Consider the following 25,946-nt stretch of genomic DNA (forward strand, 5'->3'; position numbering starts at 1 on the left):
CTTCAGCGCTGCTGCAAATCGAGGCAGTAGGTGTAGTAACCACTGTCGCGCACGTAGCCCAGTGACTCGTACAAGCGCTGGGCGTTGAAATTGTCGGTAGCGGTTTCCAGCACCATGCCTTTGCCGCCCGACAACACGGCAAAGGAGCGTGCCGTATTCATCAGCAAAGTCCCGACTCCGCGACCGCGGGCATTGGCCGTGGTGAACAGGTCCCCGAGCAGCCACGTACGGTGCGCGTCGATGGAGGAAAAGGTCGGGAACAGCTGGACAAATCCCAGCGCCTCGCCTGTGGCGTCCTGGGCAAGGAAAATCACCGACTCGTCCCGGGCGATACGCTCGGCGATAAAAGCGCGCGACTGCACCAGGTTCGAAGGTTGGCGGTAGAAAACGCGATAGGCGTCGAACAACGGAGCGATGAGGTCGAGGTGACTGGCGTCGGCGCGCAGGGCCTGGAGGGGCATGGCGGATTGTCTCCGTGGGGGTGGATTGCGGTATTGTTGGTAGGCAAGGATAGATCAAAAGATCGCAGCCTCGTTTTACTCGGCAGCTCCTACAGCTCCCCCCCTCATCGCCAAGGCGCAGGCCTGTGCGGAACTGGTGGGGGCCCGTGACAGTGCGCCGGCGAAGACTGCCATTGAAGGGATGAATCATTGGTACAAGGTGTATGCGGTGCCGGCTGCCATCGAGCGCGCCACGATACCCGGCCAGTAGCGGCGACAGTGGGCTGCTCAATGACTGCACACCGTGACACTCGCGCCCGATCAGGCCGTAATTTATCCGCCGTTTCAACGAACGGATTGACAATCAAGCCGTAGAGGGTCCGATACCGGTCGCACTCCTGGTAGCCGATACCGAACTGCAGCGACTCAGGCTTGGACGTAGTGACATAGAGCGTGCCAAACATCCAGTCCCACAGGGACAGGTTGACGCCAAAATTCCTGTCAAAGTGGCGCGGCGCATCGCTGTGATGAATCTGGTGCTGGGCCGGGCTGTTGAGCACATGTTCGATGGCTGGGCCGAACGATAACCACACGTGGCTGTGGCGCAGGTTCGCCGCCAGCCCGTTGAGGATGAACACCAGGTAGGTCACGCCGAACAGGGTGTAGCGGCTGACCTCGCCGCCACAGGCATACCAGAATACGCCGGCATAGGCGCCGACCATCACGCTGATGGAGAGCTTTTCCACCACCTTCTCCAGGAAATGCACGCGGCTGGCTGTCGCCGGCACCAATACCTGTGCCGAATGGTGGACCTTGTGGAACGCCCAGAGCCAGCGCGTATGAAAGGCGCGGTGGGTCCAGTAATGGGTGAAGTCTCGCGCCAGGAAAACACCCAGTCCGTACAGCAATGACAGGCCGAGGTGTTGCTGCACTTGCACGCGAGCGCCCCACAGGTTGGTGAAAAAACCAACGTAGTCGGCCGAGCGCAGGATGTGCGGGTCAACGATGCCGACGATCGGCAGCACCAGGGCGACCTTGAGGATGGCGCGCACAAAGTAGTAGCGGTAATCCAGTAATGCAGAGGGGTGGAAATGCACCTTGCCGGCGCCGATGAATTGCCAGAACGATGAAGCGTCAGTCAAACCGCGACGCCTGCGGTAACGAAAAAGGCTGTAGGCGACCGAGTAGGACACGCCAAGGAACAACAGGCCAAAGCGGCCATTGAGGTCAAAGATGCCAACGAACTGATGGGCGACCGGCTCGATCACCCACGCCATCAGGTAGCCAGAGAGAAGTGCGACAACTTCCACGACAGATTCGCCTCATGCCAGGGAAGGATGTGGGTTGGTGGAACAGGCGATAAGTGTAGCCGTGGTTCGGCGTTAAAGTTTGATTTCGTTGGCCGCTGTTATATCGATCCGGCCTACCGGGCCGGTCAGGTGGGCCAGGGTTTTGTTGTGTTCGGCAATGATGTCTTCGGCGGTGGTATTGCCGTTATCGACCGTGGAATGCGCGTCGCCGGCGAGTACCACGTCGTAGCCCAGGGCATGCGCCTGGCGGACGGTGGCGTTTACGCAATAGTCGGTTTGCAGGCCGCAGATGATCAGGCGGTCAACCTCACGCTCCAGCAGCAACGCTTCAAGTGGGGTCTGGTAGAAGGAGTCCCCGGTGGTCTTGCCTATTCGCAGGTCCTCGGGCGAAGTGTCCAGTCCCTTGGCGAGTTGCCAGCCCTCGGAGCCATGTTGCAGCAAGTCGCCCTTTTCCTGGTGCTGGATGAGCACGACCGGGATGCTGGCGGCCCTTGCCCTGGCGCTGAGCGTGTTAATGTTGGCAATCACCCGTTGAATATCGAAGCATTGGTACTGGCCGGTGCACAAGGCGTGCTGTACGTCGACGATCAGCAGTGCGGTGGTCATGATTGTCCTTCCTTGAGTGGGTGGTGCGGGGGAACAGAAAATAGATCTGTCCCCCTTTAAATACAACCTTCAATAGCCAAGTGACAGGCCGGTATTGCGCCGCGGGTCGTTGGCTCCGTAGAAGCGGTTCTTGCCAACCGGCTTGCCCTCAAGCGAAGGCGCGCCGACCAGAATCGCCGCGACGTGGTTGGCATCCTGGGGCCCGGCGAACTTGTGGCCCATGCTTTCGAGCATCTTCACCGTGTCGGGACTGGTGGTGAAGGTTTCCAGGTTGGTTTCTTCCGGCAGCCACTGCTGATGGAAACGTGGGGCATCCACCGCTTCCTGGATGTTCATCCCGTAGTCGATCACGTTGAGGATAGTCAGCAGTGTTGCGGTAATGATGCGGCTGCCCCCGGGGGTGCCGACGACCATCACCACCTTGCCGTCCTTGGTCACGATGGTCGGACTCATCGACGACAGCGGCGCCTTGCCGGGAGCGATGACGTTGGCCTCGCCCTGCACCAGGCCATACATGTTCGGTACGCCGATCTTCGAGGTGAAGTCGTCCATTTCGTCGTTGAGGATGACCCCGGTCTTGCTGGCCATGACGCCGGCGCCAAACCAGTCGTTGAGGGTGTAGGTCACCGACACCGCATTGCCCCATTTATCGACGATCGAGTAATGGGTGGTGTTGCTGCCTTCATGGGGCGCAACGCCGGGCTTGATCTCGCGCGACACGCCAGCCTTTTTCGGGTCGATGGCGGCGCGGATTTTGGTCGCGTAGTTCTTGTCCAGCAGGTGTTCGATGGGATTTTTCACGAAATCCGGATCGCCGAGGTAGCTGTTGCGGTCGACATAGGCGTGGCGCATGGCTTCGATCTGGTAGTGCATGCCCTGGGCCGAACGGTAACCCAGGTCTTTCATCGGGTAGCCGTCAAGGATATTCATGATCTCGCAGATCACCACGCCGCCGGAGCTTGGCGGTGGCGCCGAGACCACGTGATAACCCCGGTAGTCGCACTCTACGGGTGCCAGTTCCCTGGTCTTGTATTTGTCGAGGTCGGCCTGGGTAATGATGCCCTTGTTGGCCTGGCTGGACGTGACAATAGCGTCGGCAACCCAGCCTTTGTAAAAACCGTCGGCGCCCTTCTCGGAAATTTCCCGCAGGGTTTTGCCCAGGTCCTTTTGCACCAGTTTCTGCCCGACCTGCATCGGCTCGCCGTTGCTCAGGAAGATCGAGCCGGAATCCTTCATGTCTTTTTTGAACACGTCCGTAGCGTATTCCAGCAGCTCGACATCGCCCTGCTGCAGCTCAAAACCGTCCTCAGCGAGCTTGATCGCCGGGGCGATCACTTCCTTGCGCGGCTTGGTGCCGTACTTCGACAGGGCCAACTCCATGCCCGACACGGTGCCCGGAACGCCAACTGCCAGGTGGCCTCGGGTACTGAGGTCCGGAACGACATTGCCTTCTTTATCCAGATACATGTCGGCAGTGGCGGCCAGCGGGGCTTTTTCACGGAAGTCGAGGAAGGTCTTGCGTCCGTCGGCCAGCTGGATGGTCATGAAACCACCACCGCCAAGGTTGCCCGCTGCGGGATAGACCACCGCCAGCGCATAGCCGACTGCGACGGCAGCATCGACGGCGTTGCCACCGTTCTTGAGCACATCGACACCCACATGGCTGGCCAGGTGTTGGGCGGTGACGACCATGCCGTTTTCGGCGGCGACCGGGGCCACTGAGGCCGCATAAGCAGACAGGCAACTGAGCGCCAGGGAGGTCGCTATCAGCGATTTGGCCAAAGGTTCGAACTTCATGATTCAGTCTCTTTTTGTTTTCAGTTTCGGGGGACAAACAGAGTGAACGCTTCAAGAGCAGTACGAAGTATGGTCGCGATTGCGTATTGCGCCTCCCCGGCGCCGCATTGTCCTTCACCGGTCGCAATCCCCGGCGCTCCCCCGGGGTTGCGGGCGAAATTCGAGGCGAAGAAGCCCTTCAGGACGCCTGAGCGAGCTGCTCGTCGAACTCCTTCAAGTACTGCCCTGCCAGCGTCTCTTTCTGCTTGTCGCTCAGCAATTTGCCGGCCATCTGGAAGAACTTCTGCTCCTCCTCTTTCAAGTGGTGATGGACCTTCTCGGACAATTTCTTCGCCGTGGCCAGCCAGGACGGGCTGGACATCTCGGTCTCGTCGAGGGTTTCCATCATCTCGTCCATCTCGTGGTGCTCGGAAATGGCGTGACGGCTGAGGTCAACGCCATTGTCGAATTCCATCAACGGGATGTAGAAATGCCGCTCCTCGGCGGTTTCGTGTGCCTGCAGCTCGGACTTCAGGCGCTTGTAGGCCTCGGCACGCTCCGGGGTATCGCCACTGGTCTGGATCAGCGCGTCGGCATAGGTACGTTGACGGTCATGGCTTTCGCGCAAGGCTTCAAAAATATTCACGGTGGTTCCTCATCGGCTGCGTTCTCGAATGACGCTGTTAAGGCTAGACATTTGCGCTTGCGCGACAGTTCCACGCCAGGGCTGGATCAAACCGCACGCGTCGCGCTACGCTGCTGCCGATTCACTCATGGCCATAAGGATTTAGCTGATGACACTGCACATAGAAGTCACGCAAGACCCCACTGAAGAGCAGCACCAGGCGATTCTCCTGCCGTTGCGCGCCTACAACGCCTCGAAGACGGGAGTTACGAAAGCGCAGCCGATCGCCTTGCTGGTGCGCGACGAGCACGACCAGGTTCTCGGCGGTTTGTACGGCAAGGTGTTTTACCAGTGGTTATATATCGAATTGCTGTCGGTGCCGGAAAATGCCCGGGGACAGGGATTGGGCTCACGGCTGATGCAAATGGCCGAGGATCACGCCCGGGAGAAGGAATGCCTGGGGATCTGGCTCGACACCTTCGAGTTCCAGGCCCCGGGGTTCTACCGCAAGATGGGTTATAGCGAGTTCGGGCATATCGCCGATTACCCGCCGGGGCACAAGCGCTTCTTTTTCCAGAAGCGCCTGACCATCGCCTGACCCTCCAGGCGATACACAACCACCGTGTGGGCGCGAGCAGGCTCACTCACAGGTTGAAATGTGTAATTTCGTTGAATCAGAGGCAGGTTGCCAACGCAGCCAAGCGGCGCTTGGCCACAAAATCGTCGTGCTGGGCGTAATAGCTCAGCACAGTCCCCGACGCATCCGTGGTCACGTCCACGAACGACTCCGCAGCACGGGTGTAGACGGTCGACCCACCCTTCTCGCCCGGTTGCAGGTAGGCGCCCGCATCGACGCCGAAAACCGCTTCGTCCTGCCAGGAAAACTGCACGCACTGGGCGACGACTTTTTCCGGTTTGTCCGACTTCAGGGTCTGGTACGGGGTTTTGGTCCGAGCATCGTTCATCACCGAGCCGGCGCAGCCCGCCAGCAGGGTAGCGGCCAGGGCCAGCAGCAGAATTCGCATTGCGTTCACTCATCAGGAAAAAGCCGACTGTATCATCCAGGCAGGGCGTTTCATTCTGCTTTACTTCATTTATACCGCGACACCGCGATACGATTCGCGCACCCTGTCGCGCCATAAACGTCCGATTGCCCGATTTGCGGGCCATTTTCTGGAAAGGTCATGACACCCAACGCCGAATACTACAAACCTACCGCCGAATACGCCGACAAGCTGATCAGCCAGATTGGCCAGACCCCGTCCTGGATCGCCAAGCGCATCGGTGTGACCGACAAGCGCATCCGCTACATCCTTGAAGGCGAACGCACCGTCAAGGGCGAGACCACGCCAATCCAGATGACCTACCCTGAGCAATTTGCCCTGGAGTGTCTGGCGGCAGCGGCCAAGGCCAGCAAGAAGCAGACTTCGTAATCCCTTGCCAAGGAGCGACCATGGCAGCAACCGAACAGCAACATGATCAGGCGCTGAAGAAGTTTCTCGACGAGCGCCCTGAACTGCGCGTAGAACTCGACACCCTCAACCCTCTGCTGGCCCAGGCCAAGGGCGAGACCGCCGCGCAGTATCGCGAAGAACGGCTGCACGAAGCCTTCGAAGCCGAGGCCGAGCGCCTGGGTCTGTTTGCCTGGGAGTTGACGCTGCAATTGACCGCCGCGACTGAAGCGGACTATCAGGCGCAGCGCCTGGAAGTTCACCGCGAAGTGGCCGAGATGGCGGGCATGGACTGGTTGGAGTATTGCGAGTTATATGGGTTGGCCCACTAACCCATCACACAAGGATGCCTGCGCCGATGTTGCCATCGTCCTCCAGTAACCGAGCCAGCGACGGCCATCTGCACGCCCGCAAATGGCGTGGTCGCATCGGCCTGTCGCTGGTCGCCAGCCTCTCGGTGCTCGCCGGCATGACCGATGCCATTGGCTTCATGGCCAGTGGCGATTTCGTCTCGTTCATGAGCGGCAACACCACCCGCCTCGCCGTGGCCATCAGTGACGGCGATCTGGGCCTGACCTTGCGCCTGGTGATCCTGGTCGCCACCTTCGTCGTCGGCAATGCCCTGGGAATTGTTGTCAGCCGTGTTGGCGGCCGCCGGGCGCTGCCGTTATTACTGTGCATCGCCATGCTGCTGTGCGGTGCGGCGGCCTGGCCATATGCAGATCAGCTGCCCGCCCTGCTCGCGGCGATCATCGCCATGGGCATGCTCAATGCGGCCGTGGAAGAGGTCAATGGCCTGCCGGTCGGGCTCACCTACGTGACTGGCGCCCTCTCGCGGTTTGGTCGTGGACTGGGCCGATGGATGCTGGGCGAACGGCGCAATGGCTGGCGAGTGCAGTTGATCCCGTGGACCGGGATGTTCGCCGGCGCGGTGTTCGGTGCACTGCTGGAGCATCATCTGGGGCTCAAGGCGCTGTTTGTCAGCGGGCTGCTGGCGGGGGTGATCGGGGTGTTGTCGCTGAAGATTCCACGGCGTTGGCAGTTGGGGTATATGCCGCGGTAGATCCAAATATCGTGGTTGAGACGCCGGCCGCTTTCGCGGGCAAGTCGAATCCTCGCACCGCCGCTCCCACAGCGTATTGGTGGTGAGCGCAGTATTTGTGGATGGCCGACACCTCTGTGGGAGCAAGCCTTGCCCGCGATGGCGTCTGCACACAGTGCCTCGGCCTCTACAGAAACCTACTTCGCCGCACAGCCGATAAAGCTTTATCATGCTCGCAGTTCCGCTGATCGAGTCCGTCATGAAGTTCGCCATCGCGCTGTTTTCCGCCGCCCATGCGCCCTCCTCGCGCCGTGCCCTGTTGTTTGCCCAGGCCGCGCTGGCCGGGGGGCATGAGATTGTCCGGCTGTTTTTCTACCAGGACGGCGTCTATAACGCATCGACCAGTGTAGTGACTGCCCAGGATGAGCTGGACCTGCCCCGGCAATGGCGCGAACTCGTCGCCGACCATCAGCTCGACGGCGTGGTGTGCATCGCCGCCGCGCTGCGTCGCGGTGTGTTGAATGAGGAAGAAGCCAGTCGTTACCAGCGTTCGGTCGCGGTCGGTGCACCATGGGAGCTGTCCGGCCTCGGCCAGTTGCACGACGCGGTCCAGGACGCCGACCGCCTGATCTGTTTCGGAGGCGCGTAAAATGGCCAAATCCTTGTTGATCATCAGCCGCCAGTCGCCCTGGTCCGGGCCGAGCGCACGGGAGGCGCTGGACATTGTGCTCGCCGGGGGCGCCTTCGACCTGCCCATCGGCCTGCTGTTTCTCGATGACGGAGTGTTCCAGCTCGCCACCGGACAGGACGCCAGGGCCCTGCAGCAGAAAGACCTCAGTGCCAATCTGCAAGCGCTGCCAATGTTCGGTGTAGAAGCGTTGTTCGTCTGTGCCGACAGTACCGCCGCCCGGGGCCTGAGCAGTTTTGCGCTGGATGAAGCCCAGGCGCTGGCCGCCCACGAAGTCACCGCACTTATTGACCGTTACGATCAGGTGATTACCCTCTGATGTCGACCTTGCACGTAGTGTCTCATTCCCCCTTCGGCGACGACCGCCTGACCAGTTGCCTGCGCATCATCGGAGCTGACGATGGGCTGCTGCTCTGTGGCGATGCAGTCCATGCCTTGCAACCGGGCACTGCCCCCTTCAACGCGCTGAGCACTCGCGCCCTGAAACTGTTCGTGCTGGCCGAAGACGTCCAGGCGCGGGCGGTGAACGTTCCGGACTGGGCCGCCAGCATCGACTACCCGGCCTTCGTTGAACTGTCTGTCCACTACGACAAGGTCAACAGCTGGTTATGAATGCGCTGACAGTCGGCGCCCGCGCCATCGAACTGGACAAGGACGGTTTCCTGGTTGAACTCAGCGACTGGTCCGCCGAAGTGGCCAGCGCCCTGGCCGCCGCCGAAGACATCGAGCTGGGCCCCGAACATTGGGAGATCCTCGACCTGTTGCGCAGTTTTTATGCCGAGTTCCAGTTGTCCCCGGCTACGCGACCGCTGATCAAGTACACCGCATTGAAGCTCGGCCCGGAAAAAGGCAACAGCCTGCACCTCAACCGACTGTTCAAAGGCACCCCTGCCAAACTCGCCGCGAAACTGGCGGGCCTGCCCAAACCGACGAATTGCTTATGACCGACTACCCAGCGCTGACCCTCGAAACCCCCGCCGAACACCCGTTCGCTCAGTTCGTGCGAATTCTCGGCAAGGGCAAGCGTGGTGCCCGCGACCTGACCCGGGTCGAAGCTCGGGTCGCCATGGGCATGGTGCTCGACGATCAGGTCGAGGACACCCAGCTGGGCGCATTTCTGATGCTGTTGCGCCACAAGGAAGAAAGCGCCGAGGAAATGGCCGGTTTTACCGAAGCCTTGCGTGAGCGTTTGCAGGCGCCAGCGTTGAATGTTGACCTGGACTGGCCGACCTACGCCGGCAAAAAGCGCCACCTGCCGTGGTACCTGCTGGCGGCCAAGTGCCTGGCGCAAAACGGCGTGCGAATTTTCATGCATGGTGGCGGCGCGCACACGGCCGGCCGGCTGTACAGCGAGCAGTTGCTGCAACAATTGCAGATCCCGCTGTGCCGCACCTGGCAGCAGGTCGGTGCCGCGCTGGAGGATGGCGGCCTGGCGTTCATGCCGCTGGTGGACTGGGCGCCGCAACTTCAGCGCATGATCGACTTGCGCAACACCCTGGGCCTGCGTTCGCCGATCCATTCCCTGACCCGTATTCTCAACCCGCTGGGCGCGCGCTGCGGCCTGCAAAGTATTTTCCATCCCGGATACCAGGCGGTGCACCGCGATGCCAGCGGCCTGCTCGGCGACACCGCGATCGTGGTCAAGGGCGATGGTGGCGAAATCGAGATCAACCCGGACGCCGACAGCCACCTCTATGGCACTACCGGCGGTGTCAGCTGGGATGAGGAATGGCCACAGATGTCCAGCCAGCGGCACGTCAAACCGTCTGCACTGGACCCTGAACACTTGAAGGCGGTGTGGCGCGGCGACGTGGTCGACAGCTACCCGCAAATGGCCCTGATCTCGACCATGGCCCTGGCCTTGCGCGGCCTCGGCCAACCCCGGGAGCAGGCGTTCGAAACGGCCCGGCAGTACTGGGAAGCCCGGGACAGATCGATTTAACCGATCATAACCGCCCAACCTTTGCGCTTTTTGTTCGAACCTATCGGAATAGACTCCTCTCCAATGCTTATTGGTTGAGGAGTCTTGAACATGGGGTTGTTAGTTGAAGGTCGCTGGCATGACCAGTGGTACGAAAGCAGCAAAGACGGCGCATTCCAGCGCGAGCAGGCCCAGCGCCGCAACTGGGTGACCGCCGACGGCCAGCCCGGCCCCAGCGGTGTCGGTGGCTTTGCCGCCGAGGCCGGGCGCTATCATCTGTACGTTTCCCTTGCCTGTCCCTGGGCCCATCGCACGTTGATCCTGCGCAAACTCAAAGGCCTCGAAGGGCTCATCGACGTGTCGGTGGTCAGTTGGCTGATGCTGGAAAACGGCTGGACCTTCGACGAGAATCTCGGCTCCACCGGTGACAAGCTGGATCACTTTGATTTCATGCACCAGCGCTACACCGCCGATACCGCCAACTACACCGGTCGCGTCACGGTGCCGGTGCTCTGGGACAAGCAGCAGCAACGTATCGTCAGCAACGAATCGGCAGAAATTATTCGTATGTTCAACAGTGCGTTCGATGACCTGACCGGCAACGCCCTGGACTTTTACCCAGCGGCGCTGCGCAATGAGATCGATGGGCTGAACGAGCGAATTTATCCGGCAGTGAACAATGGCGTGTATCGCGCGGGCTTTGCCACGTCGCAGCAGGCCTACGAACAGGCATTCGACGAAGTGTTCGCGGAGCTGGACCGGCTGGAAGCGCTATTGGGTGCCAATCGCTACCTGGTGGGCGAGTACCTGACCGAAGCCGATGTTCGGCTGTTTACCACGTTGATTCGGTTTGATGCGGTTTATCATGGGCACTTCAAATGCAACCTGCGGCGGATCGCCGATTACCCGAACCTGTCGAACTGGTTGCGGGAAATGTATCAGTGGCCGGGGATTGCCGAGACAGTGGATTTCACCCACATCAAAAATCACTACTACGGCAGTCACAAGACCATCAATCCGACCGGGGTTGTGCCTAAGGGGCCGCAGCAGGATTTTAATGGCGGGCATGATCGAGCGCGGTTGAGTGGGAAAGGGGTCTGGCAGCAGCATTAAGATCAAAAGATCGCAGCCTTCGGCAGCGCCTACAGGGGATCGCATAATCCTGTAGGCGCTGACGAAGGCTGCGATCTTTTTCACCCAGACTGCGCAATTGCAGATTCAGACCTGCGCCTGAGCCCCTTCAAACCACGCCAGTTTCTCGCGCAGTTGCACCACTTCCCCAACAATCACCAGGGTCGGGGCATGGACTTCATGCTCCGCCACCAGCCGTGGAAGATCGGCCAGGGTCCCGGTGAACACCCGTTGATTGACCGTGGTCCCTTGCTGGATCAACGCCGCCGGGGTATCTGCCGCACGGCCATGCCTGATCAGTTCTTCGCAGATGATCGGCAAGCCCACCAGCCCCATATAGAACACCAGCGTCTGCGCCGGCGCGACGAGGTCGGCCCACGGCAGGTCGGTGGAGCCATCCTTGAGGTGACCGGTGACAAAGCGTACGGACTGCGCGTAATCGCGGTGCGTCAGCGGGATGCCAGCGTAAGCGGCGCAGCCACTGGCAGCAGTGATGCCGGGCACCACCTGGAACGGAATGCCATGGGCTGCCAGTTCCTCGATCTCCTCGCCGCCCCGGCCGAAGATGAACGGATCACCGCCCTTCAACCGCACCACGCGCTTGCCCTGTTTGGCCAGATCTACCAACTGCTGGTTGATCTGATCCTGGGGCACCGCATGATCGGCCCGACGCTTGCCAACATAGATCCGCTCGGCATCGCGACGGCACAAGTCGAGAATCGCCGGCGCCACCAGGCGGTCATACAGCACCACGTCGGCTTGCTGCATCAGGCGCAGTGCACGAAACGTCAGCAGGTCCGGATCACCCGGGCCTGCGCCCACCAGATACACCTCGCCGGTCGCCACCGTGGCTTCACCGTCGATTTTAGCCTGCAGCAGGCGCTCGGCCTCGCTGCCCTGCCCGGCCAGTTGCCGATCGGCGATGGGCCCCTGGAACACATCCTCCCAGAACGCCCGGCGTTGCTGCACGTCCGGGAACAGCCCTTTGACCTGGCTGCGAAAACGCGCCGCCAGACCGGCCAACTGACCGTAAGTGGAGGGAATCCAGGTTTCCAGTTTGGCGCGGATCAAGCGCGCCAGCACCGGTGCATCACCGCCGCTGGAGACCGCGATGATCAACGGCGAACGGTCGACGATCGCCGGGAAGATCACGCTGCACAGCGCAGGTGCATCCACCACATTGACCGGCACACAGCGCCGATGGGCATCGGCGGAGACTTGTGCGTTCAACGGTTCGTCGTCGGTGGCGGCAATGATCAGCCCGCAACCGTGCAAATCCGACTCGACGTAACCGCGTAGCACGCACTCGCCCCCGCTGCCAGCCACCAGCTCACGCAACTGCGGTTCGATTTCAGGTGCAACCACTCGCAGCAGGGCACCGGCTTCGGCCAGCAGGCGGGATTTGCGCAAGGCAATCTCCCCCCCACCGACGACCAACACACGACTGCCGCGAAGGTTGTGAAACAGCGGCAGATAGTCCATTTAGCCGATGACCTCGAGGCCACCCATGTACGGCTTCAGCACCTGCGGTACGCGGATCGAACCGTCGGCCTGCTGGTAGTTTTCCAGCACGGCGACCAGGGTACGACCGACCGCGAGGCCAGAACCGTTGAGGGTGTGAACCAGCTCAGGCTTGCCGGTTTCCGGGTTGCGGAAACGCGCCTGCATGCGCCGGGCCTGGAAATCGCCACAGTTGGAGCACGACGAAATCTCGCGGTACTTGTCCTGGCTCGGAATCCACACTTCAAGGTCGTAGGTCTTGACCGCGCTGAAGCCCATGTCGCCCGTGCACAGCGCCAGGGTGCGGTAAGGCAGCTCCAGCAGTTGCAGGACTTTCTCGGCGTTGGCGGTCAGGCCTTCCAGGGCTTGCATCGAAGTCGATGGCTCGACGATCTGGACCATCTCGACCTTGTCGAACTGGTGCTGGCGGATCATGCCACGGGTGTCACGACCCGACGCGCCAGCTTCACTGCGGAAGCATGGCGTGTGGGCGACGAACTTGATGGGCAGCAGTTTAGAGTCGACGATTTCGCCGGCCACAATGTTGGTCAGCGACACTTCGGCCGTCGGGATCAGGTACAGATCGGCTTCGCCTTCACGAGCGATCTTGAACAGGTCTTCCTCGAACTTCGGCAACTGGCCGGTGCCTTGCAGCGCCGGCGCCTGGACCAGGTAAGGCGTGTACGCCTCTTCATAGCCATGCTCGCTGGTGTGCAGGTTGATCATGAATTGCGCCAGGGCACGGTGCAGACGAGCGATCGGCCCGCGCAACAGGGCAAAGCGTGCACCGGACAGCTTGGCGGCGGTTTCGAAATCCAGCCAGCCGAATTTTTCGCCCAGGGCCACGTGGTCCTGAACCGGGAAATCGAAAGCGGTCGGCGTACCCCAGCGGCGCACTTCGACGTTGTCGTCTTCATCCTTGCCGACCGGCACGGACTCGTGCGGCAGGTTCGGAATACCAAGCAGGATCGAGTCCAGCTCGGTCTGAATGGCGTCCAGCTCGACTTTGCCGGCGCCCAGTTCGTTGCCCATGCGCTCGACGTCCGCCATCAGCGGCGCGATGTCTTCGCCGCGCTGCTTGGCCTGACCGATGGACTTGGAACGCGCATTACGTTCAGCCTGCAGTGCTTCGGTGCGGGTCTGGACGGTCTTGCGCTGTTCTTCCAGCGCTTCGATGCGCGCAACATCCAGGGTGTAGCCACGGGATGCCAGGCGGTCCGCTACGTCCTGAAGGTTGCTACGTAACAGTTTGGAATCGAGCATGTCGGTCTCTCGTTATCAAAGTTTGGTCAGGGACAGGCCGGCCCAGGTGGCGAGCAGCCCGCCGAATACGCTGATGGCCGCATAGCCCAAGGCTAGCAGGACTTGCCCGCTTTCCAGCAGGCGCACCGTATCCAGTGAAAAAGAAGAAAAAGTCGTCAGCCCCCCAAGGAAGCCAACCATCAACCCGGCGCGCACCTCTATCGGCACTTCCGGGCGTATCAGAAACAGGCCGTACAACACGCCGATCAGCAGACAGCCCACGATATTAACGGCCAGCGTAGCGGTATAGAAGTGCCGCGGCCAATTTGCGTTGACCCAATTGCCGGTGGCGAAGCGTAACAGCGTGCCGGCGACGCCGCCGATCGAAACGGCGATAACCAGTGGAATCACTATTTTCTCCGCTGCCTGGGGCTCAGACGATCAAGTTGGGCAAGGTGGTTGAGCTTCTCGCCGATCTTCAACTCCAGGCCCCGAGGCACGGGTTGATAGAACGGTTGCGGCTCGAGTTCTTCAGGAAAATAATCTTCGCCGGCCGCGTAAGCGTCCGGCTCATCGTGGGCATAACGGTACTCGTCGCCATAGCCCAGCTGTTTCATCAGCTTGGTGGGTGCGTTGCGCAAGTGCAGCGGCACTTCGAGGGAGCCATGTTCGGTAGCACTGCGCATGGCGGCCTTGAAGCCCATGTACACCGCATTGCTCTTCGGCGCGCAGGCCAGATAGGTGATGGCCTGCGCCACGGCCAGCTCGCCTTCCGGGCTGCCCAGGCGCTCCTGCACTTCCCACGCCGCCAGGCACAGGCTCAGGGCGCGGGGGTCGGCATTGCCAATATCTTCGCTGGCCATGCGCACCACGCGCCGGGCCAGGTAAAGGGGGTCGCAACCGCCGTCGATCATTCGCGCGAACCAGTACAGCGCCCCATCGGGATTGGAGCCGCGCACCGACTTATGCAGCGCGGAGATCTGGTCGTAAAACGCCTCGCCCCCCTTGTCGAAACGCCGGCGGGTATCGCCGAGCAGGCTCTGCAGCAGGTCGACGCCGATTTCGCAGTGGTCTTCGGCGAGGTCCGAGGCGTTTTCCAGCAGATTGAGCAGGCGCCGGCCATCGCCATCGGCGGCGGTCAGCAGCATCTGGAAGCCTTCATCGCTGAGGGTCAGCTGCCGTTTGCCCAGGCCGCGCTCTTCGGTCAGGGCGCGCTGCACCAGCTTGCGCAGGGCCGCTTCGTCGAGACTTTTGAGCACGTAGACGCGGGCCCGGGAGAGCAAGGCGTTGTTGAGTTCGAACGAGGGGTTTTCGGTGGTCGCGCCGATGAAAATCAGGGTGCCGTCTTCAACGTAGGGCAGAAACGCATCCTGCTGGGACTTGTTGAAGCGGTGCACTTCATCGACGAACAGAATGGTGCGTTTGCCGTACTGCCCGGCCTGCTGCTTGGCGATTTCCACCGCCTGGCGGATTTCCTTCACCCCGGCCAGTACCGCCGAGACCGTTTCGAAATGCGCGTCCGAGACTTCAGCCAGGAGTCGCGCCAGGGTGGTCTTGCCCACTCCCGGCGGGCCCCAGAAGATCATCGAATGCAGCGCACCCTGCTCGAGGGCTTCGCGCAGGGGCTTGCCGCGGGCCAGCAGGTGTTCCTGGCCGACGTACTCATCCAGATTGGCCGCACGCAGGCGGGCGGCCAGGGGTTGAGCTATCGGGGCGCTGCTGAACAGGTCCATCACTGCTTATGAAACCTCACTGGGTCCTGATGCCGATCACTCAATTATTTGAACGCTGCGGTCCCTGTGGGAGCGGGCTTGCCCGCGATGACGACATTACATTCAAGATCATGGTTTTCTGACCCGACGCCATCGCGGGCAAGCCCGCTCCCACAGGTACTGCGTCTTACTCTTGGATGACGTCCGCGCCCTTGGGGATGTCGAACTTGAACCTGGACGCCGGGATCGGCTCGTTGGCTTTCACCCCGGTGAACAGGATATTGGTGCGCTGGCCGACGCTGTCGATCAGTTGCATGTCATTGACCAGGCCATTACGGAACGACAGGCGCAGGCTGTCGAACAGGGTGTCCTTGGTTTTCGGCTTCAAGGTGAAGTCGATCACGCCACCGGCTTCCTTGGCGCTGATGTCGAAGCTCTGGCTGATCTTGGACACGTCACCGGACAGCAGCAGCGCCGGGGTCTGGGTCAGGCGCTGGTCGAGGTTCTTGATGGTGACCTGCTCCAGGTCCGGGTCCCACAGCGAGACCTTCTTGCCGTCGGACACCATCAGCTGTTCCTGCGGCGCATCGGTGTGCCAGTAGAACAAGCCAGGGCGTTGCAGCGACATCTGCCCTGCGGTTTCCTGCAACTGGGTGCCGCCGCCATCCAGGGTCAGCTGGGAGAAGCGTGCGCTCAGGGTCTGGGATTTTTCCAGGAGTTGGGTCAGGCGCGCCACGTCCTTGTCATCGGCGTGGGCCGAAAGCGTGGTCAAAGCCAGTACCGGCAGCAACAGCATGCGGATAAGACGCATGGGAGTCCTCTTGATATTCGTGGGAGTGCGGGCGGCGCGCGAGGCGCCGCCCTTGCAAAATCAGATCAGTCGCGAACCGGGCCAGGTGCCAGGACTTCGCGGGAACCGTTGGTGTTCATTGACGTCACGACCCCGGCCATTTCCATGGCTTCGATCATGCGCGCGGCGCGGTTGTAGCCGATCTTCAGCTTGCGCTGGACCGCAGAAATGGACGCGCGACGGCTTTCCAGCACGAATTGCACTGCTTCGTCATACAGCGCATCGGTTTCGGCATCGTCATCACCGCCACCACCGCCGCTTTCAAAACCGCTACCTGCCTCTTCGACACCGGCGAGGATCTCATCGTTGTATTCCGGTGCACCGCGCAGTTTCCAGGCTTCGACCACACGGTGAACCTCGTCATCGGATACGAACGCACCGTGGACCCGGATCGGCAGGCTGGTGCCGGGCGGCATGTACAACATGTCACCGTGGCCCAACAGTTGCTCGGCGCCACCCTGGTCGATGATGGTCCGCGAGTCGATCTTGCTCGACACCTGGAACGCCATGCGTGTCGGAATGTTGGCCTTGATCAGACCGGTGATGACATCCACCGAAGGCCGCTGGGTCGCGAGGATCAGGTGGATGCCCGCAGCACGGGCTTTCTGGGCGATACGGGCGATCAGCTCTTCAACCTTCTTGCCGACGATCATCATCATGTCGGCAAATTCGTCGACCACCACGACGATAGTCGGCAGCTTGGTCAACAGCGGCGCTTCATCGTGAATGCTTTCGCGCTTGTACAGCGGATCGGTCAACGGCTCGCCCGCGTCCTGGGCTTCCTTGACCTTGGCGTTGAAGCCCGACAGGTTACGCACGCCCATCTTCGCCATCAGCTTGTACCGACGCTCCATCTCCGCCACGCTCCAGCGCAGGGCGTTGGCGGCGTCTTTCATATCGGTCACCACCGGGCACAGCAGGTGCGGAATGCCTTCGTAGATCGACAATTCCAGCATCTTCGGGTCGATCATGATCAGCTTGGCGTCTTCCGGGCCGGACTTGAACAGGATCGACAGGATCATCGCGTTCACGCCCACGGACTTACCCGAACCGGTGGTACCGGCCACCAGCAAGTGCGGCATTTTCGCCAGGTCGGTGATGACCGGCTTGCCACCGATGTCGTGGCCCAGGGCCAGGGTCACCGGCGACTTGAAGTTGTCGTATTCCGGGGTCGAGAGCACTTCGGAGAAGCGCACGATCTGGCGGTCCTCGTTCGGAATCTCGATACCCACAGTGGTCTTGCCCGGAATCACTTCCACGACCCGGACGCTGGTGACCGCCAGGGAGCGGGCAAGGTCCTTCGCCAGGTTGGAGATGCGGCTGACCTTGACGCCGGCCGCCGGCTGGATTTCGTAACGGGTAATGACCGGTCCCGGGTGAATGGAATCCACCGACACTTCAACGCCGAATTCCTTGAGCTTGATTTCCAGCAGGTGGCCAACCGCAGCCAGGGACTCGGGCGAATAATTGAGCTGTTTCTTTTCCGCCGGGTCGAGGATCGAGATGGGCGGCAAAGTACCTTCCACCGCGCTGTCGACGAACAACGGCGCCTGCTTCTCTTTTTCCACTCGCTTGCTGGGTGCAGCCGGCTTCGGTGGCGCAGGGGCGATTACCGGCGGTACCTGCTTCTCGCGGTCCGACATGTGCTTGCTCAAGGCCTGCTCGCGCTCGATCAGGCGTTCCTTGACCTTGGCCTGCTCGCGCTTGTCGGTAACGGTAGGCGCCACCACGTCGTGCACGCGGTCATCGACTTCACGCAATTGCGCGACCAGTTGCTTGCGTTCCACCCGAGCGGCCCACCAGCGATTGGCGGCGCCCTGGAACAGTTCGAACAGGTCGAGGGTGATCTTGCCGGTGACGTCCATCACCTTGAACCACGACAGGTCGGTGAACACCGTCAGGCCGAACAGGAACAAGGCGATGAACAGCAAGGTGCTGCCCTGGATATTCAGCGCATTGCGGGCCAGGTCGCCAAGGCTCTCGCCCAGCGCGCCACCCGCGCCTGCCGGCAGACCGGTGGCTGCGTGGAAGTGGATATGGGCCAGGGCCGCACCTGACAGCACCAGGAACACCAGGCCGATCAGGCGCCAGGAGAACAGCCAGCCGCTCCATTCCCACGGCTGGTGGCGTTGGCGGAAGATCTGGTAGGCCTTGACCGCCAGCAGCAGCGGAAAGATGTAGGCGAAGTAACCCAGCACCATGAACAGGATATCGGCGCTGTAGGAGCCGGCAGGACCGCCGAAATTCTGTACGTCGTCGATCTTGCTGTTGTGGCTCCAGCCCGGATCGTCCTTGCCGTAGGTCAGCAAGGCCATCATCAGGAACAGGCACAAGGCACCGATGGCGATCAATGCACCTTCCTTGAGTCGGTAGTGCAATTGTTGCCGCCAGAGCGGAACGACGACTGTTTTTGGTGCTGCGGTGGATTTCTTCAAAACGCTACTTTTCCTGCGCCAGGGGCGCGTCCATCTGTTGAATGACTATAAAACTGCCCAATCCGGGCAGGCAAAAAAGTTGACAGGCGCAACCGGAACTACTTTTTACCACTGCATCGCGCATTTCATAAACACGGCGCAAACTCAAAAATGTGTAACAGCCCCGCATTGTACGGGTTTGTACGGCCGATGCCATGCTGGCAACTTCAGTTTCAAGCATAGCCAAGGGCGTGCGACCTGCGGTCCAATTTGAGCATGCATTGTCTTTCGTGACAAAGGCTTATGAGGGATTCATCTACGACCACATTCACAACGCCAAGTTGCAGCGCCGCGCCTCTGTTGCAGGAGCGGTTACACGACGGCACAACCGCAGAAAAATACATCGACGACATTTCCAGCGTTTGACGGCAAACTTGATCACGGGCCAACCGGCTCGATACCGCCCTCCCCTTCTGCAAGCCTGGATGCCATGCTGACCTGGTTACAACGCAACTCACTGACCTTTCCGCCGCTGGAACGAGCGATGCGCGATCCCAACGGCCTCCTGGCTGCGGGCGGCGACTTGTCGGCCGACCGCCTGATCCAGGCCTACCGCCATGGGTGCTTCCCGTGGTTCTCCGAAGGCCAGCCGATTCTCTGGTGGTCGCCCGATCCTCGCACGGTGCTGTTTCCCGACGAATTGCATGTCTCGCGCAGCCTGGGCAAATTGCTTCGGCAACAGCGCTATGAGGTGACCTTCGACCAGGATTTCGCTGCAGTCATCCAGGCTTGCGCGGCCCCGCGTGATTATGCCGACGGCACCTGGATCACCGCCGCGATGCAGGACGCCTACCTTGAACTGCACAAGCGTGGCTTCGCCCACTCGGTGGAGGTGTGGGACCAGGGCGAGCTGGTGGGCGGCCTCTATGGTCTGGCGATGGGGCAGCTGTTTTTCGGCGAGTCGATGTTCAGCCGCGCCGACAATGCCTCCAAATTTGGCTTTGCCACACTGGTGCGACATCTGAAAGACTCGGGGTTCATACTGATCGACTGCCAGATGCCCACCGACCATTTGCACAGCCTCGGCGCCCGGGCGATTCCCCGTAGCGAATTCGCCCGCTACCTGGCCCTGCACCTGGATCAACCCAGCCGCGCCAGCTGGGTTTGCTGAGCGACTTTCGCGCGCTTGGCTTACACTTATTTAAAGTTTATCCCCGAGGGTTGATCATGACCGAGTTGGCGCGTTTGAAGTTCTATGCCACTCAACCCCACTCTTGCAGTTATCTGCCCGAAGAGCAGGCCACCACCCTGTTCCTCGACCCTAGCCAGCCCATGGATGTGCATGTCTACGCAGATCTGTCTGAAATGGGTTTTCGTCGCAGTGGTGATCACCTGTACCGGCCGCATTGCCAGAACTGCAATGCCTGCGTACCCGCGCGTATCCCCGTCGCGCAGTTCGCACCCAATCGCCAGCAGAAACGCATTTTCAGGCGCAACCTCGATCTGCAGGTGCGCCCGGCCAAACCACAGTTCAGCGAAGAATACTTCGACCTGTACCAGCGCTACATCGAACAGCGGCATGCCGATGGCGACATGTACCCGCCCAGCCGCGATCAGTTTTCCACCTTCCTGGTGCGCGACCTGCCATTTTCGCGCTTCTATGAATTCCGCCGCGACGGCCGGCTGCTGGCTGTGGCCGTGACGGACTTGCTGCCCAATGGCCTGTCGGCGGTCTATACCTTCTACGAACCCGCCGAAGAACGCCGCAGCCTGGGCCGGTACGCCATCCTGTGGCAAATCGCCGAGGCCCGGCGCCTGGGGCTGGATGCGGTGTACCTGGGCTACTGGATCAAGAACTGCAAAAAGATGAGTTACAAGACGCAATATCGGCCCATCGAACTGCTGATCAACCAGCGCTGGGTTCTTCTAAGTTAGAGCAATCCCTAAACCCCTTGGCGTAAACACCATTTTTCGGGCACAATGCACGCCGCTTTTGCCTGGCGCAGTTGCACCGGGCCATTCATTGGACACCGAGGGCTTTACTGCATGTCGAAAGAAGACAGCTTCGAAATGGAAGGCACTGTCGTCGACACCCTGCCCAACACCATGTTTCGTGTGGAGTTGGAAAATGGGCACGTCGTAACCGCGCATATTTCCGGCAAGATGCGCAAGAACTACATCCGTATTCTTACCGGTGACAAAGTGCGCGTCGAGCTGACGCCCTATGACTTGAGCAAAGGGCGCATTACTTACCGCGCTCGCTAATCAGGTCAATACAAGACGCCCGGCTTACACCGGGCGTTTTTGTTTGTCTGCAATTCGACGACCAAATTTTTTGGAGCCTGCACAGATCCCCTGTGGGAGCGAGCTTGCTCGCGATGGCGGTGGGTCAGCTTGCATCAATGTTGAATGTGCTGACGCCATCGCGAGCAAGCTCGCTCCCACAGGGGGACGGGGTACAAATGGCAGACAGCAAAAAGGCGCCTTTCGGCGCCTTTTGCTTTGTTGCGGTTAACGTCAGGCCATTTCTGCCGTGGTTTCGAACTCGAAGGTCAGCTCGCCGTCCTTCAAATCGATGTGAACCACACCACCATGGTCGGCCAGTTCGCCAAACAGGATCTCTTCCGCCAGCGGACGCTTGATCTTGTCCTGGATCAGGCGTGCCATTGGTCGAGCGCCCATTGCCGAGTCGTAGCCACCTGCCGCCAGCCAGCTGCGTGCGGCGTCGGTCACTTCCAGCTGCACGCGCTTGTCTTCCAACTGCGCCTGAAGCTCGGTAAGGAACTTGTCCACCACGCTCTTGATGACCTCATGACTGAGGCGACCAAACTGGATGATGGTGTCCAGGCGGTTGCGGAACTCTGGCGTGAAGCTCTTCTTGATCACTTCCATCGCATCGGAAGAGTGGTCCTGATGAGTGAAACCGATCGAAGCGCGCGCTGCGGTTTCGGCACCGGCGTTGGTCGTCATGATGACGATCACGTTACGGAAGTCCGCTTTGCGCCCGTTATTATCGGTGAGCGTACCGTGGTCCATCACCTGCAACAGCAGGTTGAAGACTTCCGGATGCGCCTTCTCGATCTCATCGAGCAACAGCACGCAGTGTGGCTGCTTGGTGATGGCTTCGGTCAGCAGGCCGCCCTGATCGAACCCGACATAGCCTGGAGGTGCACCGATCAGACGCGATACGGTGTGGCGCTCCATGTACTCGGACATGTCGAAGCGAACCAGCTCGATACCCAGCGCCTTGGCCAGCTGACGCGCCGCTTCGGTTTTACCAACACCGGTCGGGCCTGCGAACAGGAACGAACCGACTGGCTTGTCAGGCGACTTGAGGCCGGCGCGGGACAGCTTGATCGCAGTCGACAGCGAGTCGATTGCAGCGTCCTGGCCAAACACCGTCAGCTTGAGGTCACGCTCAAGGTTACGCAGCAGCTCTTTGTCGGAGCTGGTGACGTGCTTTGGCGGAATCCGCGCGATCTTCGCCACGATGTCCTCGACCTGAGGCACTTCGATGCGTTTCACACGCTTCTCGACCGGCTGCAAGCGCTGGTAGGCACCCGCCTCGTCAATCACGTCGATGGCCTTGTCCGGCATGTGCCGGTCATTGATGTAGCGCGATGCCAGTTCGGCAGCCGCACGCAGGGCCTCATCGCTGTACTCGATACTGTGGTGCGCTTCGAAACGCCCCTTCAAGCCGCGCAGGATACCGATGGTGTCTTCCACCGAAGGCTCCGACACATCGACTTTCTGGAAGCGCCGGGCCAAGGCACGGTCCTTCTCGAAGATCCCGCGGAACTCCTGGAACGTGGTCGAACCGATGCAGCGGATATCACCGGAAGACAGCAGCGGTTTGAGCAGGTTCGAGGCATCCATGACGCCACCGGACGCGGCACCCGCACCAATGATGGTGTGGATTTCGTCGATGAACAGGATTGCCTGCGGACGCTTTTTCAACTCATTGAGCAACGCCTTGAAGCGCTTCTCGAAATCACCGCGATATTTGGTCCCGGCCAGCAGTGCGCCCAGATCGAGCGAATACACCACGCTGTTGGCCAGCAGATCAGGCACCTGGTTGTCGACAATACGCTTGGCCAGGCCTTCGGCAATCGCGGTTTTACCCACGCCTGCCTCGCCCACCAGCAGCGGATTGTTCTTGCGACGACGCGCCAGGATCTGCGCGACACGCTCGACTTCCATTTCGCGGCCTACCAGCGGGTCAATACGACCCTGGCGTGCCAGTTCGTTGAGGTTGCTGGCATAAGCATCCAGGGGATTGCCAGAAGAAGAAGACTCGCCGCCCTCGTCGTCCTGCATATCTTGCTCACCTTCAGAGTGATCGCCATGCCCGGGCACCTTGGAGATGCCGTGGGCGATATAGTTGACGACATCGATGCGCGCAACGCTCTGCTGTTTCAGCAGGAACACTGCCTGACTCTCTTGCTCACTGAAGATGGCGACCAGCACGTTGGCACCGGTCACTTCGCGTTTGCCCGAGCTCTGTACGTGAAACACGGCGCGCTGCAGCACACGCTGGAAGCCCAGGGTTGGCTGGGTCTCACGATCCTCGTCATGCACGGGGATCAGTGGCGTGGTGGAGTCAATAAACTCCTGCAGGTCATGTTTGAGTTTGTCGAGGTTGGCGCCGCACGCACGCAATACGGTGGCGGCAGCCTCATTATCCAATAGGGCCAGCAGGAGGTGTTCGACGGTCATGAATTCATGACGTTTCGAACGAGCCTCCTTGAAGGCAAGATTGAGGGTGACTTCGAGCTCGCGGTTTAACATAGCTTCACCTCATACCCAAGTGGTCGGCGATTAACCGTCCTTCTCGATTTCACAGAGTAGCGGATGCTGGCTTTCCCTGGCGTACTGGTTGACCTGCATGGCCTTGGTCTCGGCGATGTCGCGGGTAAACACTCCACATACTGCCCGTCCTTCTGTATGGACGGCCAACATGACCTTGGTCGCCAGCTCCCGATTCAGGTTAAAAAACACCTCGAGCACTTCGACGACGAAATCCATCGGTGTGTAGTCATCATTGAACAAAACCACCTTGTACATCGGTGGCGCCTGTAAAGCAGGCTTTGCCTCCTGAACAGCAATGCCTGCGGAATCGTCGTCGTGGGTCCCCGGACTGTCTTGCTGGAGAACCGGATGATCCTGATTGAATGTTAGTCGAATCTGGCTGATTGCATGCATGGAAAGAAAGGTTCGTCAGTTGTGCGAATACAGTGGTGGGGGCGGCTATGGACGATTTCAACTGCGACTGCCCGGTCACCTTGACTATCGGCAAAACGGTGTTACAACCAATAGAGCCCACAGTGGGTAAAAAAGGTCCGCGGAGTCAATCTTATTTATGAGATTCGACTGCGGATTATCTGGATGATACTCCAGTGATGGAGTCAGTTGCAGAGGGATATGGGTATGTCAGGTGTCAAGGTCAGTGGCAAGGTGAAATGGTTCAACAACGCCAAGGGATACGGCTTCATCAATGAAGACGGCAAGAGCGAAGACCTGTTCGCCCACTATTCGGCCATCCAGATGGAGGGGTACAAGACCCTGAAGGCCGGCCAGGCTGTGGTGTTCGAGATTATCCAGGGCCCCAAGGGCCTGCACGCCGTGAGCATCGGCGCGCCTCAGGATATCGCGAAAGTCGTCGCAGCCAGCGAGCAACAAACCGTTATTGCATGATTTTTGCGCCCAACCTTCTGTTATAAAAAAACCGCCCAACTCAAGATTTGAGCAGGGCGGTTTTTCGTTACGAGTTGCTTCTTACATGTGCGAAATCAGCGCATCGCCGAACGCCGAGGACGACAACAGCGTGGCGCCGTCCATCAGACGCTCGAAGTCATAGGTCACGGTCTTGGCGGAAATCGCGCCATTGGTGCCCTTGATGATCAAGTCGGCCGCTTCAGTCCAGCCCATGTGGCGCAGCATCATCTCTGCAGAAAGGATCAGCGAACCCGGGTTGACCTGGTCCTTGCCGGCGTATTTAGGCGCAGTACCGTGGGTGGCTTCGAACATGGCAATGGTGTCGGACAGGTTGGCACCCGGCGCAATACCGATGCCGCCCACTTCGGCCGCCAGGGCGTCGGAGAGGTAGTCACCGTTCAGGTTCAGGGTCGCAATCACATCGTATTCCGCCGGGCGCAGCAGGATCTGCTGGAGCATGGCGTCGGCGATGGCATCCTTGACGATGACGTTCTTGCCGGTTTTCGGGTTCTTGAACTGCATCCATGGGCCGCCGTCGAGCAGGGTCGCGCCGAACTCTTCAGCCGCCACTTCGTAGGCCCATTCCTTGAAGGCACCTTCGGTGAACTTCATGATGTTGCCTTTGTGCACGATGGTCAGCGAGTCGCGATCGTTGTCGACCACGTACTGCAGCGCCTTGCGCGCCAGGCGCTTGGTGCCCTGCAGCGAGACTGGCTTGATGCCGATACCGCAGTTTTCGTCGAAACGGATCTTGGTGACACCCATTTCCTCTTTCAGGAACTTGATGACCTTGGTCGCTTCCGGCGAACCGGCTTTCCACTCGATACCGGCGTAGATGTCCTCGGAGTTCTCGCGGAAGATCGTCATGTCGACGTCGCCTGGCTTCTTGACCGGGCTAGGCACGCCTTCGAACCAGCGCACCGGGCGCAGACACACATACAGGTCCAGCTGCTGGCGCAGGGCCACGTTCAGCGAACGGATGCCGCCGCCGACCGGCGTGGTCAGGGGGCCCTTGATGGAAACCACGTAATCCTTGACTGCGTCCAGGGTTTCCTGAGGTAGCCAGGTGTCCTGATCGTAAACCTGAGTCGCTTTCTCCCCGGCGTAGACTTCCATCCAGGAAATTTTGCGATCGCCGCCGTAAGCCTTCTTAACAGCAGCATCGACAACCTTGATCATGACCGGGCTGATATCAACGCCGATACCATCGCCTTCGATGAAGGGGATGATCGGGTTGTTAGGAACATTGAGAGAATGGTCCGCGTTGACGGTGATTTTGTCGCCGACTGCCGGAACCTGAATCTTCTTGTATCCCATGCTGAACTCCATTGTTTGGATTGAACATCTGGCTTGGTTCGAGCGTACCCCAGTTAATTCAGCACGCAAACCCCATGTTCCACCCATCTGCCGCAAAGCTGTGCGGCTGGGGTTCTACAAGCCTGAATGCAAAGGGAAAAGCGCCAAACTCAAGCACGGTGCAAGACTCTACGCCCCCCACTCCCCTGCGACCTTTAGACCAATGG

At 60.3% G+C, this 25,946-nt stretch carries 29 protein-coding genes; 14 read left to right on the forward strand and 15 right to left on the reverse strand.

The annotated features are described in order from the left end of the window. Positions 1–2: 2 nt before the first annotated feature. The 5 genes from HYI44_RS01670 to HYI44_RS01690 all read right to left on the reverse strand — a co-directional run bounded on the left by HYI44_RS01670 (position 3) and on the right by HYI44_RS01690 (position 4,778). Positions 3–461 carry a GNAT family N-acetyltransferase gene (locus tag HYI44_RS01670; protein WP_225568593.1) on the reverse strand — a complete coding sequence of 153 codons (459 nt, stop codon included), beginning with the start codon at positions 459–461 and terminating at the stop codon, positions 3–5. A gap of 104 nt (positions 462–565) precedes the next feature. Next, positions 566–1,717 (reverse strand): sterol desaturase family protein, encoded by a 1,152-nt coding sequence (locus HYI44_RS01675; RefSeq protein WP_263868193.1) that lies wholly within the window; start codon positions 1,715–1,717, stop codon positions 566–568. A gap of 105 nt (positions 1,718–1,822) precedes the next feature. After that, positions 1,823–2,356 carry a cysteine hydrolase family protein gene (locus HYI44_RS01680; protein WP_122839225.1) on the reverse strand — a complete coding sequence of 178 codons (534 nt, stop codon included), beginning with the start codon at positions 2,354–2,356 and terminating at the stop codon, positions 1,823–1,825. Positions 2,357–2,425: 69 nt separating this feature from the next. After that, a complete protein-coding gene (gene ggt / locus HYI44_RS01685) occupies positions 2,426–4,153 on the reverse strand; it encodes a gamma-glutamyltransferase (protein ID WP_122839226.1) in 1,728 nt (575 codons plus the stop codon). Between the two features lie 178 nt (positions 4,154–4,331). Beyond that, on the reverse strand, positions 4,332–4,778 hold the full coding sequence (locus HYI44_RS01690; RefSeq protein ID WP_122839227.1) for a hemerythrin domain-containing protein: 447 nt from the start codon (positions 4,776–4,778) through the stop codon (positions 4,332–4,334). Between the two features lie 148 nt (positions 4,779–4,926). Here HYI44_RS01690 and HYI44_RS01695 point away from each other — a divergent pair, with 148 nt between their 5' ends. After that, on the forward strand, positions 4,927–5,355 hold the full coding sequence (locus HYI44_RS01695) for a GNAT family N-acetyltransferase (protein WP_225568595.1): 429 nt from the start codon (positions 4,927–4,929) through the stop codon (positions 5,353–5,355). Positions 5,356–5,431: 76 nt separating this feature from the next. Here HYI44_RS01695 and HYI44_RS01700 read toward each other — a convergent pair whose 3' ends face one another. Further along, a complete protein-coding gene (locus HYI44_RS01700; protein ID WP_225568596.1) occupies positions 5,432–5,782 on the reverse strand; it encodes a hypothetical protein in 351 nt (116 codons plus the stop codon). Between the two features lie 159 nt (positions 5,783–5,941). On the opposite strand from HYI44_RS01700, the gene HYI44_RS01705 reads away from it, so the two are divergent. From HYI44_RS01705 to HYI44_RS01745, 9 genes are all read left to right on the forward strand, one after another. Beyond that, on the forward strand, positions 5,942–6,190 hold the full coding sequence (locus HYI44_RS01705; RefSeq protein WP_045062247.1) for a hypothetical protein: 249 nt from the start codon (positions 5,942–5,944) through the stop codon (positions 6,188–6,190). A gap of 20 nt (positions 6,191–6,210) precedes the next feature. After that, positions 6,211–6,540, forward strand: a complete 330-nt coding sequence (locus HYI44_RS01710) for a DUF6388 family protein (RefSeq protein WP_225568597.1) — start codon at positions 6,211–6,213, stop codon at positions 6,538–6,540. A 26-nt stretch (positions 6,541–6,566) separates the two neighbouring features. Continuing rightward, the gene (locus tag HYI44_RS01715; RefSeq protein ID WP_225568598.1) at positions 6,567–7,271 is read left to right on the forward strand and encodes a YoaK family protein; all 705 of its coding nucleotides are present in this window, start codon (positions 6,567–6,569) and stop codon (positions 7,269–7,271) included. A gap of 238 nt (positions 7,272–7,509) precedes the next feature. Further along, positions 7,510–7,899: a sulfurtransferase complex subunit TusD gene (tusD, locus tag HYI44_RS01720; RefSeq protein WP_122839406.1), complete on the forward strand. Its 390-nt coding sequence runs from the start codon at positions 7,510–7,512 to the stop codon at positions 7,897–7,899. Position 7,900: 1 nt separating this feature from the next. Beyond that, positions 7,901–8,257, forward strand: a complete 357-nt coding sequence (gene tusC / locus HYI44_RS01725) for a sulfurtransferase complex subunit TusC (RefSeq protein WP_225568599.1) — start codon at positions 7,901–7,903, stop codon at positions 8,255–8,257. Further along, positions 8,257–8,550 carry a sulfurtransferase complex subunit TusB gene (gene tusB / locus HYI44_RS01730; RefSeq protein WP_122839232.1) on the forward strand — a complete coding sequence of 98 codons (294 nt, stop codon included), beginning with the start codon at positions 8,257–8,259 and terminating at the stop codon, positions 8,548–8,550. Before tusC ends, tusB begins: the two co-directional genes overlap by 1 nt. Next, positions 8,547–8,882: a TusE/DsrC/DsvC family sulfur relay protein gene (locus tag HYI44_RS01735; RefSeq protein ID WP_122839233.1), complete on the forward strand. Its 336-nt coding sequence runs from the start codon at positions 8,547–8,549 to the stop codon at positions 8,880–8,882. Before tusB ends, HYI44_RS01735 begins: the two co-directional genes overlap by 4 nt. After that, the gene (locus tag HYI44_RS01740; RefSeq protein ID WP_225568600.1) at positions 8,879–9,880 is read left to right on the forward strand and encodes a glycosyl transferase family protein; all 1,002 of its coding nucleotides are present in this window, start codon (positions 8,879–8,881) and stop codon (positions 9,878–9,880) included. The genes HYI44_RS01735 and HYI44_RS01740 overlap by 4 nt, the downstream gene beginning before the upstream one ends. Before the next feature lie 90 nt (positions 9,881–9,970). Beyond that, complete coding sequence (locus HYI44_RS01745) at positions 9,971–10,972, forward strand: glutathione S-transferase family protein (protein WP_225568601.1); 1,002 nt, start codon at positions 9,971–9,973, stop codon at positions 10,970–10,972. A 105-nt stretch (positions 10,973–11,077) separates the two neighbouring features. On the opposite strand, the gene cysG is transcribed toward HYI44_RS01745, so the two are convergent. From cysG to HYI44_RS01775, 6 genes are all read right to left on the reverse strand, one after another. Beyond that, the gene (gene cysG, locus HYI44_RS01750; RefSeq protein WP_122839236.1) at positions 11,078–12,472 is read right to left on the reverse strand and encodes a siroheme synthase CysG; all 1,395 of its coding nucleotides are present in this window, start codon (positions 12,470–12,472) and stop codon (positions 11,078–11,080) included. Continuing rightward, positions 12,473–13,753: a serine--tRNA ligase gene (gene serS, locus HYI44_RS01755; protein ID WP_045062266.1), complete on the reverse strand. Its 1,281-nt coding sequence runs from the start codon at positions 13,751–13,753 to the stop codon at positions 12,473–12,475. Between the two features lie 15 nt (positions 13,754–13,768). Continuing rightward, positions 13,769–14,143, reverse strand: coding sequence for a fluoride efflux transporter CrcB (gene crcB, locus HYI44_RS01760; RefSeq protein WP_045062268.1), 375 nt, complete (start codon positions 14,141–14,143; stop codon positions 13,769–13,771). Next, positions 14,143–15,465 (reverse strand): replication-associated recombination protein A, encoded by a 1,323-nt coding sequence (locus HYI44_RS01765; RefSeq protein ID WP_225568602.1) that lies wholly within the window; start codon positions 15,463–15,465, stop codon positions 14,143–14,145. Before HYI44_RS01765 ends, crcB begins: the two co-directional genes overlap by 1 nt. A gap of 166 nt (positions 15,466–15,631) precedes the next feature. After that, positions 15,632–16,255 carry an outer membrane lipoprotein chaperone LolA gene (gene lolA, locus HYI44_RS01770; protein ID WP_045062272.1) on the reverse strand — a complete coding sequence of 208 codons (624 nt, stop codon included), beginning with the start codon at positions 16,253–16,255 and terminating at the stop codon, positions 15,632–15,634. Between the two features lie 65 nt (positions 16,256–16,320). After that, complete coding sequence (locus HYI44_RS01775; RefSeq protein WP_122839239.1) at positions 16,321–18,729, reverse strand: DNA translocase FtsK; 2,409 nt, start codon at positions 18,727–18,729, stop codon at positions 16,321–16,323. 469 nt (positions 18,730–19,198) lie between these two features. Here HYI44_RS01775 and aat point away from each other — a divergent pair, with 469 nt between their 5' ends. The 3 genes from aat (at position 19,199) to infA (ending at position 20,973) form a co-directional block, all read left to right on the forward strand. Beyond that, positions 19,199–19,879, forward strand: a complete 681-nt coding sequence (aat, locus tag HYI44_RS01780) for a leucyl/phenylalanyl-tRNA--protein transferase (protein ID WP_122839240.1) — start codon at positions 19,199–19,201, stop codon at positions 19,877–19,879. Between the two features lie 56 nt (positions 19,880–19,935). After that, the gene (locus HYI44_RS01785) at positions 19,936–20,643 is read left to right on the forward strand and encodes an arginyltransferase (RefSeq protein WP_122839241.1); all 708 of its coding nucleotides are present in this window, start codon (positions 19,936–19,938) and stop codon (positions 20,641–20,643) included. Between the two features lie 111 nt (positions 20,644–20,754). Beyond that, positions 20,755–20,973 (forward strand): translation initiation factor IF-1, encoded by a 219-nt coding sequence (gene infA, locus HYI44_RS01790; protein ID WP_002553999.1) that lies wholly within the window; start codon positions 20,755–20,757, stop codon positions 20,971–20,973. A gap of 252 nt (positions 20,974–21,225) precedes the next feature. Here infA and clpA read toward each other — a convergent pair whose 3' ends face one another. After that, a complete protein-coding gene (clpA, locus tag HYI44_RS01795) occupies positions 21,226–23,496 on the reverse strand; it encodes an ATP-dependent Clp protease ATP-binding subunit ClpA (RefSeq protein ID WP_045062279.1) in 2,271 nt (756 codons plus the stop codon). 30 nt (positions 23,497–23,526) lie between these two features. Further along, positions 23,527–23,910, reverse strand: coding sequence for an ATP-dependent Clp protease adapter ClpS (gene clpS / locus HYI44_RS01800; protein WP_045062280.1), 384 nt, complete (start codon positions 23,908–23,910; stop codon positions 23,527–23,529). 225 nt (positions 23,911–24,135) lie between these two features. Between clpS and cspD the strand changes: the two genes are divergently transcribed. Continuing rightward, positions 24,136–24,402, forward strand: coding sequence for a cold shock domain-containing protein CspD (gene cspD / locus HYI44_RS01805; RefSeq protein ID WP_122839407.1), 267 nt, complete (start codon positions 24,136–24,138; stop codon positions 24,400–24,402). Positions 24,403–24,483: 81 nt separating this feature from the next. Here the strand turns inward: cspD and icd are convergent, their stop codons facing one another. Continuing rightward, on the reverse strand, positions 24,484–25,740 hold the full coding sequence (gene icd / locus HYI44_RS01810) for an NADP-dependent isocitrate dehydrogenase (protein ID WP_045062282.1): 1,257 nt from the start codon (positions 25,738–25,740) through the stop codon (positions 24,484–24,486). Positions 25,741–25,946: the final 206 nt, after the last annotated feature.

Source organism: Pseudomonas sp. Y24-6 (genome assembly GCF_020295325.1).
GTDB classification, from domain to species: domain Bacteria; phylum Pseudomonadota; class Gammaproteobacteria; order Pseudomonadales; family Pseudomonadaceae; genus Aquipseudomonas; species Aquipseudomonas gregormendelii.

Coding starts and splice junctions, on each gene's coding strand:
- HYI44_RS01670 (WP_225568593.1), bottom strand. CDS start 461: ATGCCCCTCCAGGCCCTGCGCGCCGACGCCAGTCACCTCGACCTCATC.
- HYI44_RS01675 (WP_263868193.1), bottom strand. CDS start 1,717: ATGGCGTGGGTGATCGAGCCGGTCGCCCATCAGTTCGTTGGCATCTTT.
- HYI44_RS01680 (WP_122839225.1), bottom strand. CDS start 2,356: ATGACCACCGCACTGCTGATCGTCGACGTACAGCACGCCTTGTGCACC.
- ggt (WP_122839226.1), bottom strand. CDS start 4,153: ATGAAGTTCGAACCTTTGGCCAAATCGCTGATAGCGACCTCCCTGGCG.
- HYI44_RS01695 (WP_225568595.1), top strand. CDS start 4,927: ATGACACTGCACATAGAAGTCACGCAAGACCCCACTGAAGAGCAGCAC.
- HYI44_RS01700 (WP_225568596.1), bottom strand. CDS start 5,782: ATGCGAATTCTGCTGCTGGCCCTGGCCGCTACCCTGCTGGCGGGCTGC.
- HYI44_RS01705 (WP_045062247.1), top strand. CDS start 5,942: ATGACACCCAACGCCGAATACTACAAACCTACCGCCGAATACGCCGAC.
- HYI44_RS01710 (WP_225568597.1), top strand. CDS start 6,211: ATGGCAGCAACCGAACAGCAACATGATCAGGCGCTGAAGAAGTTTCTC.
- HYI44_RS01715 (WP_225568598.1), top strand. CDS start 6,567: ATGTTGCCATCGTCCTCCAGTAACCGAGCCAGCGACGGCCATCTGCAC.
- tusD (WP_122839406.1), top strand. CDS start 7,510: ATGAAGTTCGCCATCGCGCTGTTTTCCGCCGCCCATGCGCCCTCCTCG.
- tusC (WP_225568599.1), top strand. CDS start 7,901: ATGGCCAAATCCTTGTTGATCATCAGCCGCCAGTCGCCCTGGTCCGGG.
- tusB (WP_122839232.1), top strand. CDS start 8,257: ATGTCGACCTTGCACGTAGTGTCTCATTCCCCCTTCGGCGACGACCGC.
- HYI44_RS01735 (WP_122839233.1), top strand. CDS start 8,547: ATGAATGCGCTGACAGTCGGCGCCCGCGCCATCGAACTGGACAAGGAC.
- HYI44_RS01740 (WP_225568600.1), top strand. CDS start 8,879: ATGACCGACTACCCAGCGCTGACCCTCGAAACCCCCGCCGAACACCCG.
- HYI44_RS01745 (WP_225568601.1), top strand. CDS start 9,971: ATGGGGTTGTTAGTTGAAGGTCGCTGGCATGACCAGTGGTACGAAAGC.
- cysG (WP_122839236.1), bottom strand. CDS start 12,472: ATGGACTATCTGCCGCTGTTTCACAACCTTCGCGGCAGTCGTGTGTTG.
- serS (WP_045062266.1), bottom strand. CDS start 13,753: ATGCTCGATTCCAAACTGTTACGTAGCAACCTTCAGGACGTAGCGGAC.
- HYI44_RS01765 (WP_225568602.1), bottom strand. CDS start 15,465: ATGGACCTGTTCAGCAGCGCCCCGATAGCTCAACCCCTGGCCGCCCGC.
- lolA (WP_045062272.1), bottom strand. CDS start 16,255: ATGCGTCTTATCCGCATGCTGTTGCTGCCGGTACTGGCTTTGACCACG.
- aat (WP_122839240.1), top strand. CDS start 19,199: ATGCTGACCTGGTTACAACGCAACTCACTGACCTTTCCGCCGCTGGAA.
- HYI44_RS01785 (WP_122839241.1), top strand. CDS start 19,936: ATGACCGAGTTGGCGCGTTTGAAGTTCTATGCCACTCAACCCCACTCT.
- infA (WP_002553999.1), top strand. CDS start 20,755: ATGTCGAAAGAAGACAGCTTCGAAATGGAAGGCACTGTCGTCGACACC.
- clpA (WP_045062279.1), bottom strand. CDS start 23,496: ATGTTAAACCGCGAGCTCGAAGTCACCCTCAATCTTGCCTTCAAGGAG.
- clpS (WP_045062280.1), bottom strand. CDS start 23,910: ATGCATGCAATCAGCCAGATTCGACTAACATTCAATCAGGATCATCCG.
- cspD (WP_122839407.1), top strand. CDS start 24,136: ATGTCAGGTGTCAAGGTCAGTGGCAAGGTGAAATGGTTCAACAACGCC.
- icd (WP_045062282.1), bottom strand. CDS start 25,740: ATGGGATACAAGAAGATTCAGGTTCCGGCAGTCGGCGACAAAATCACC.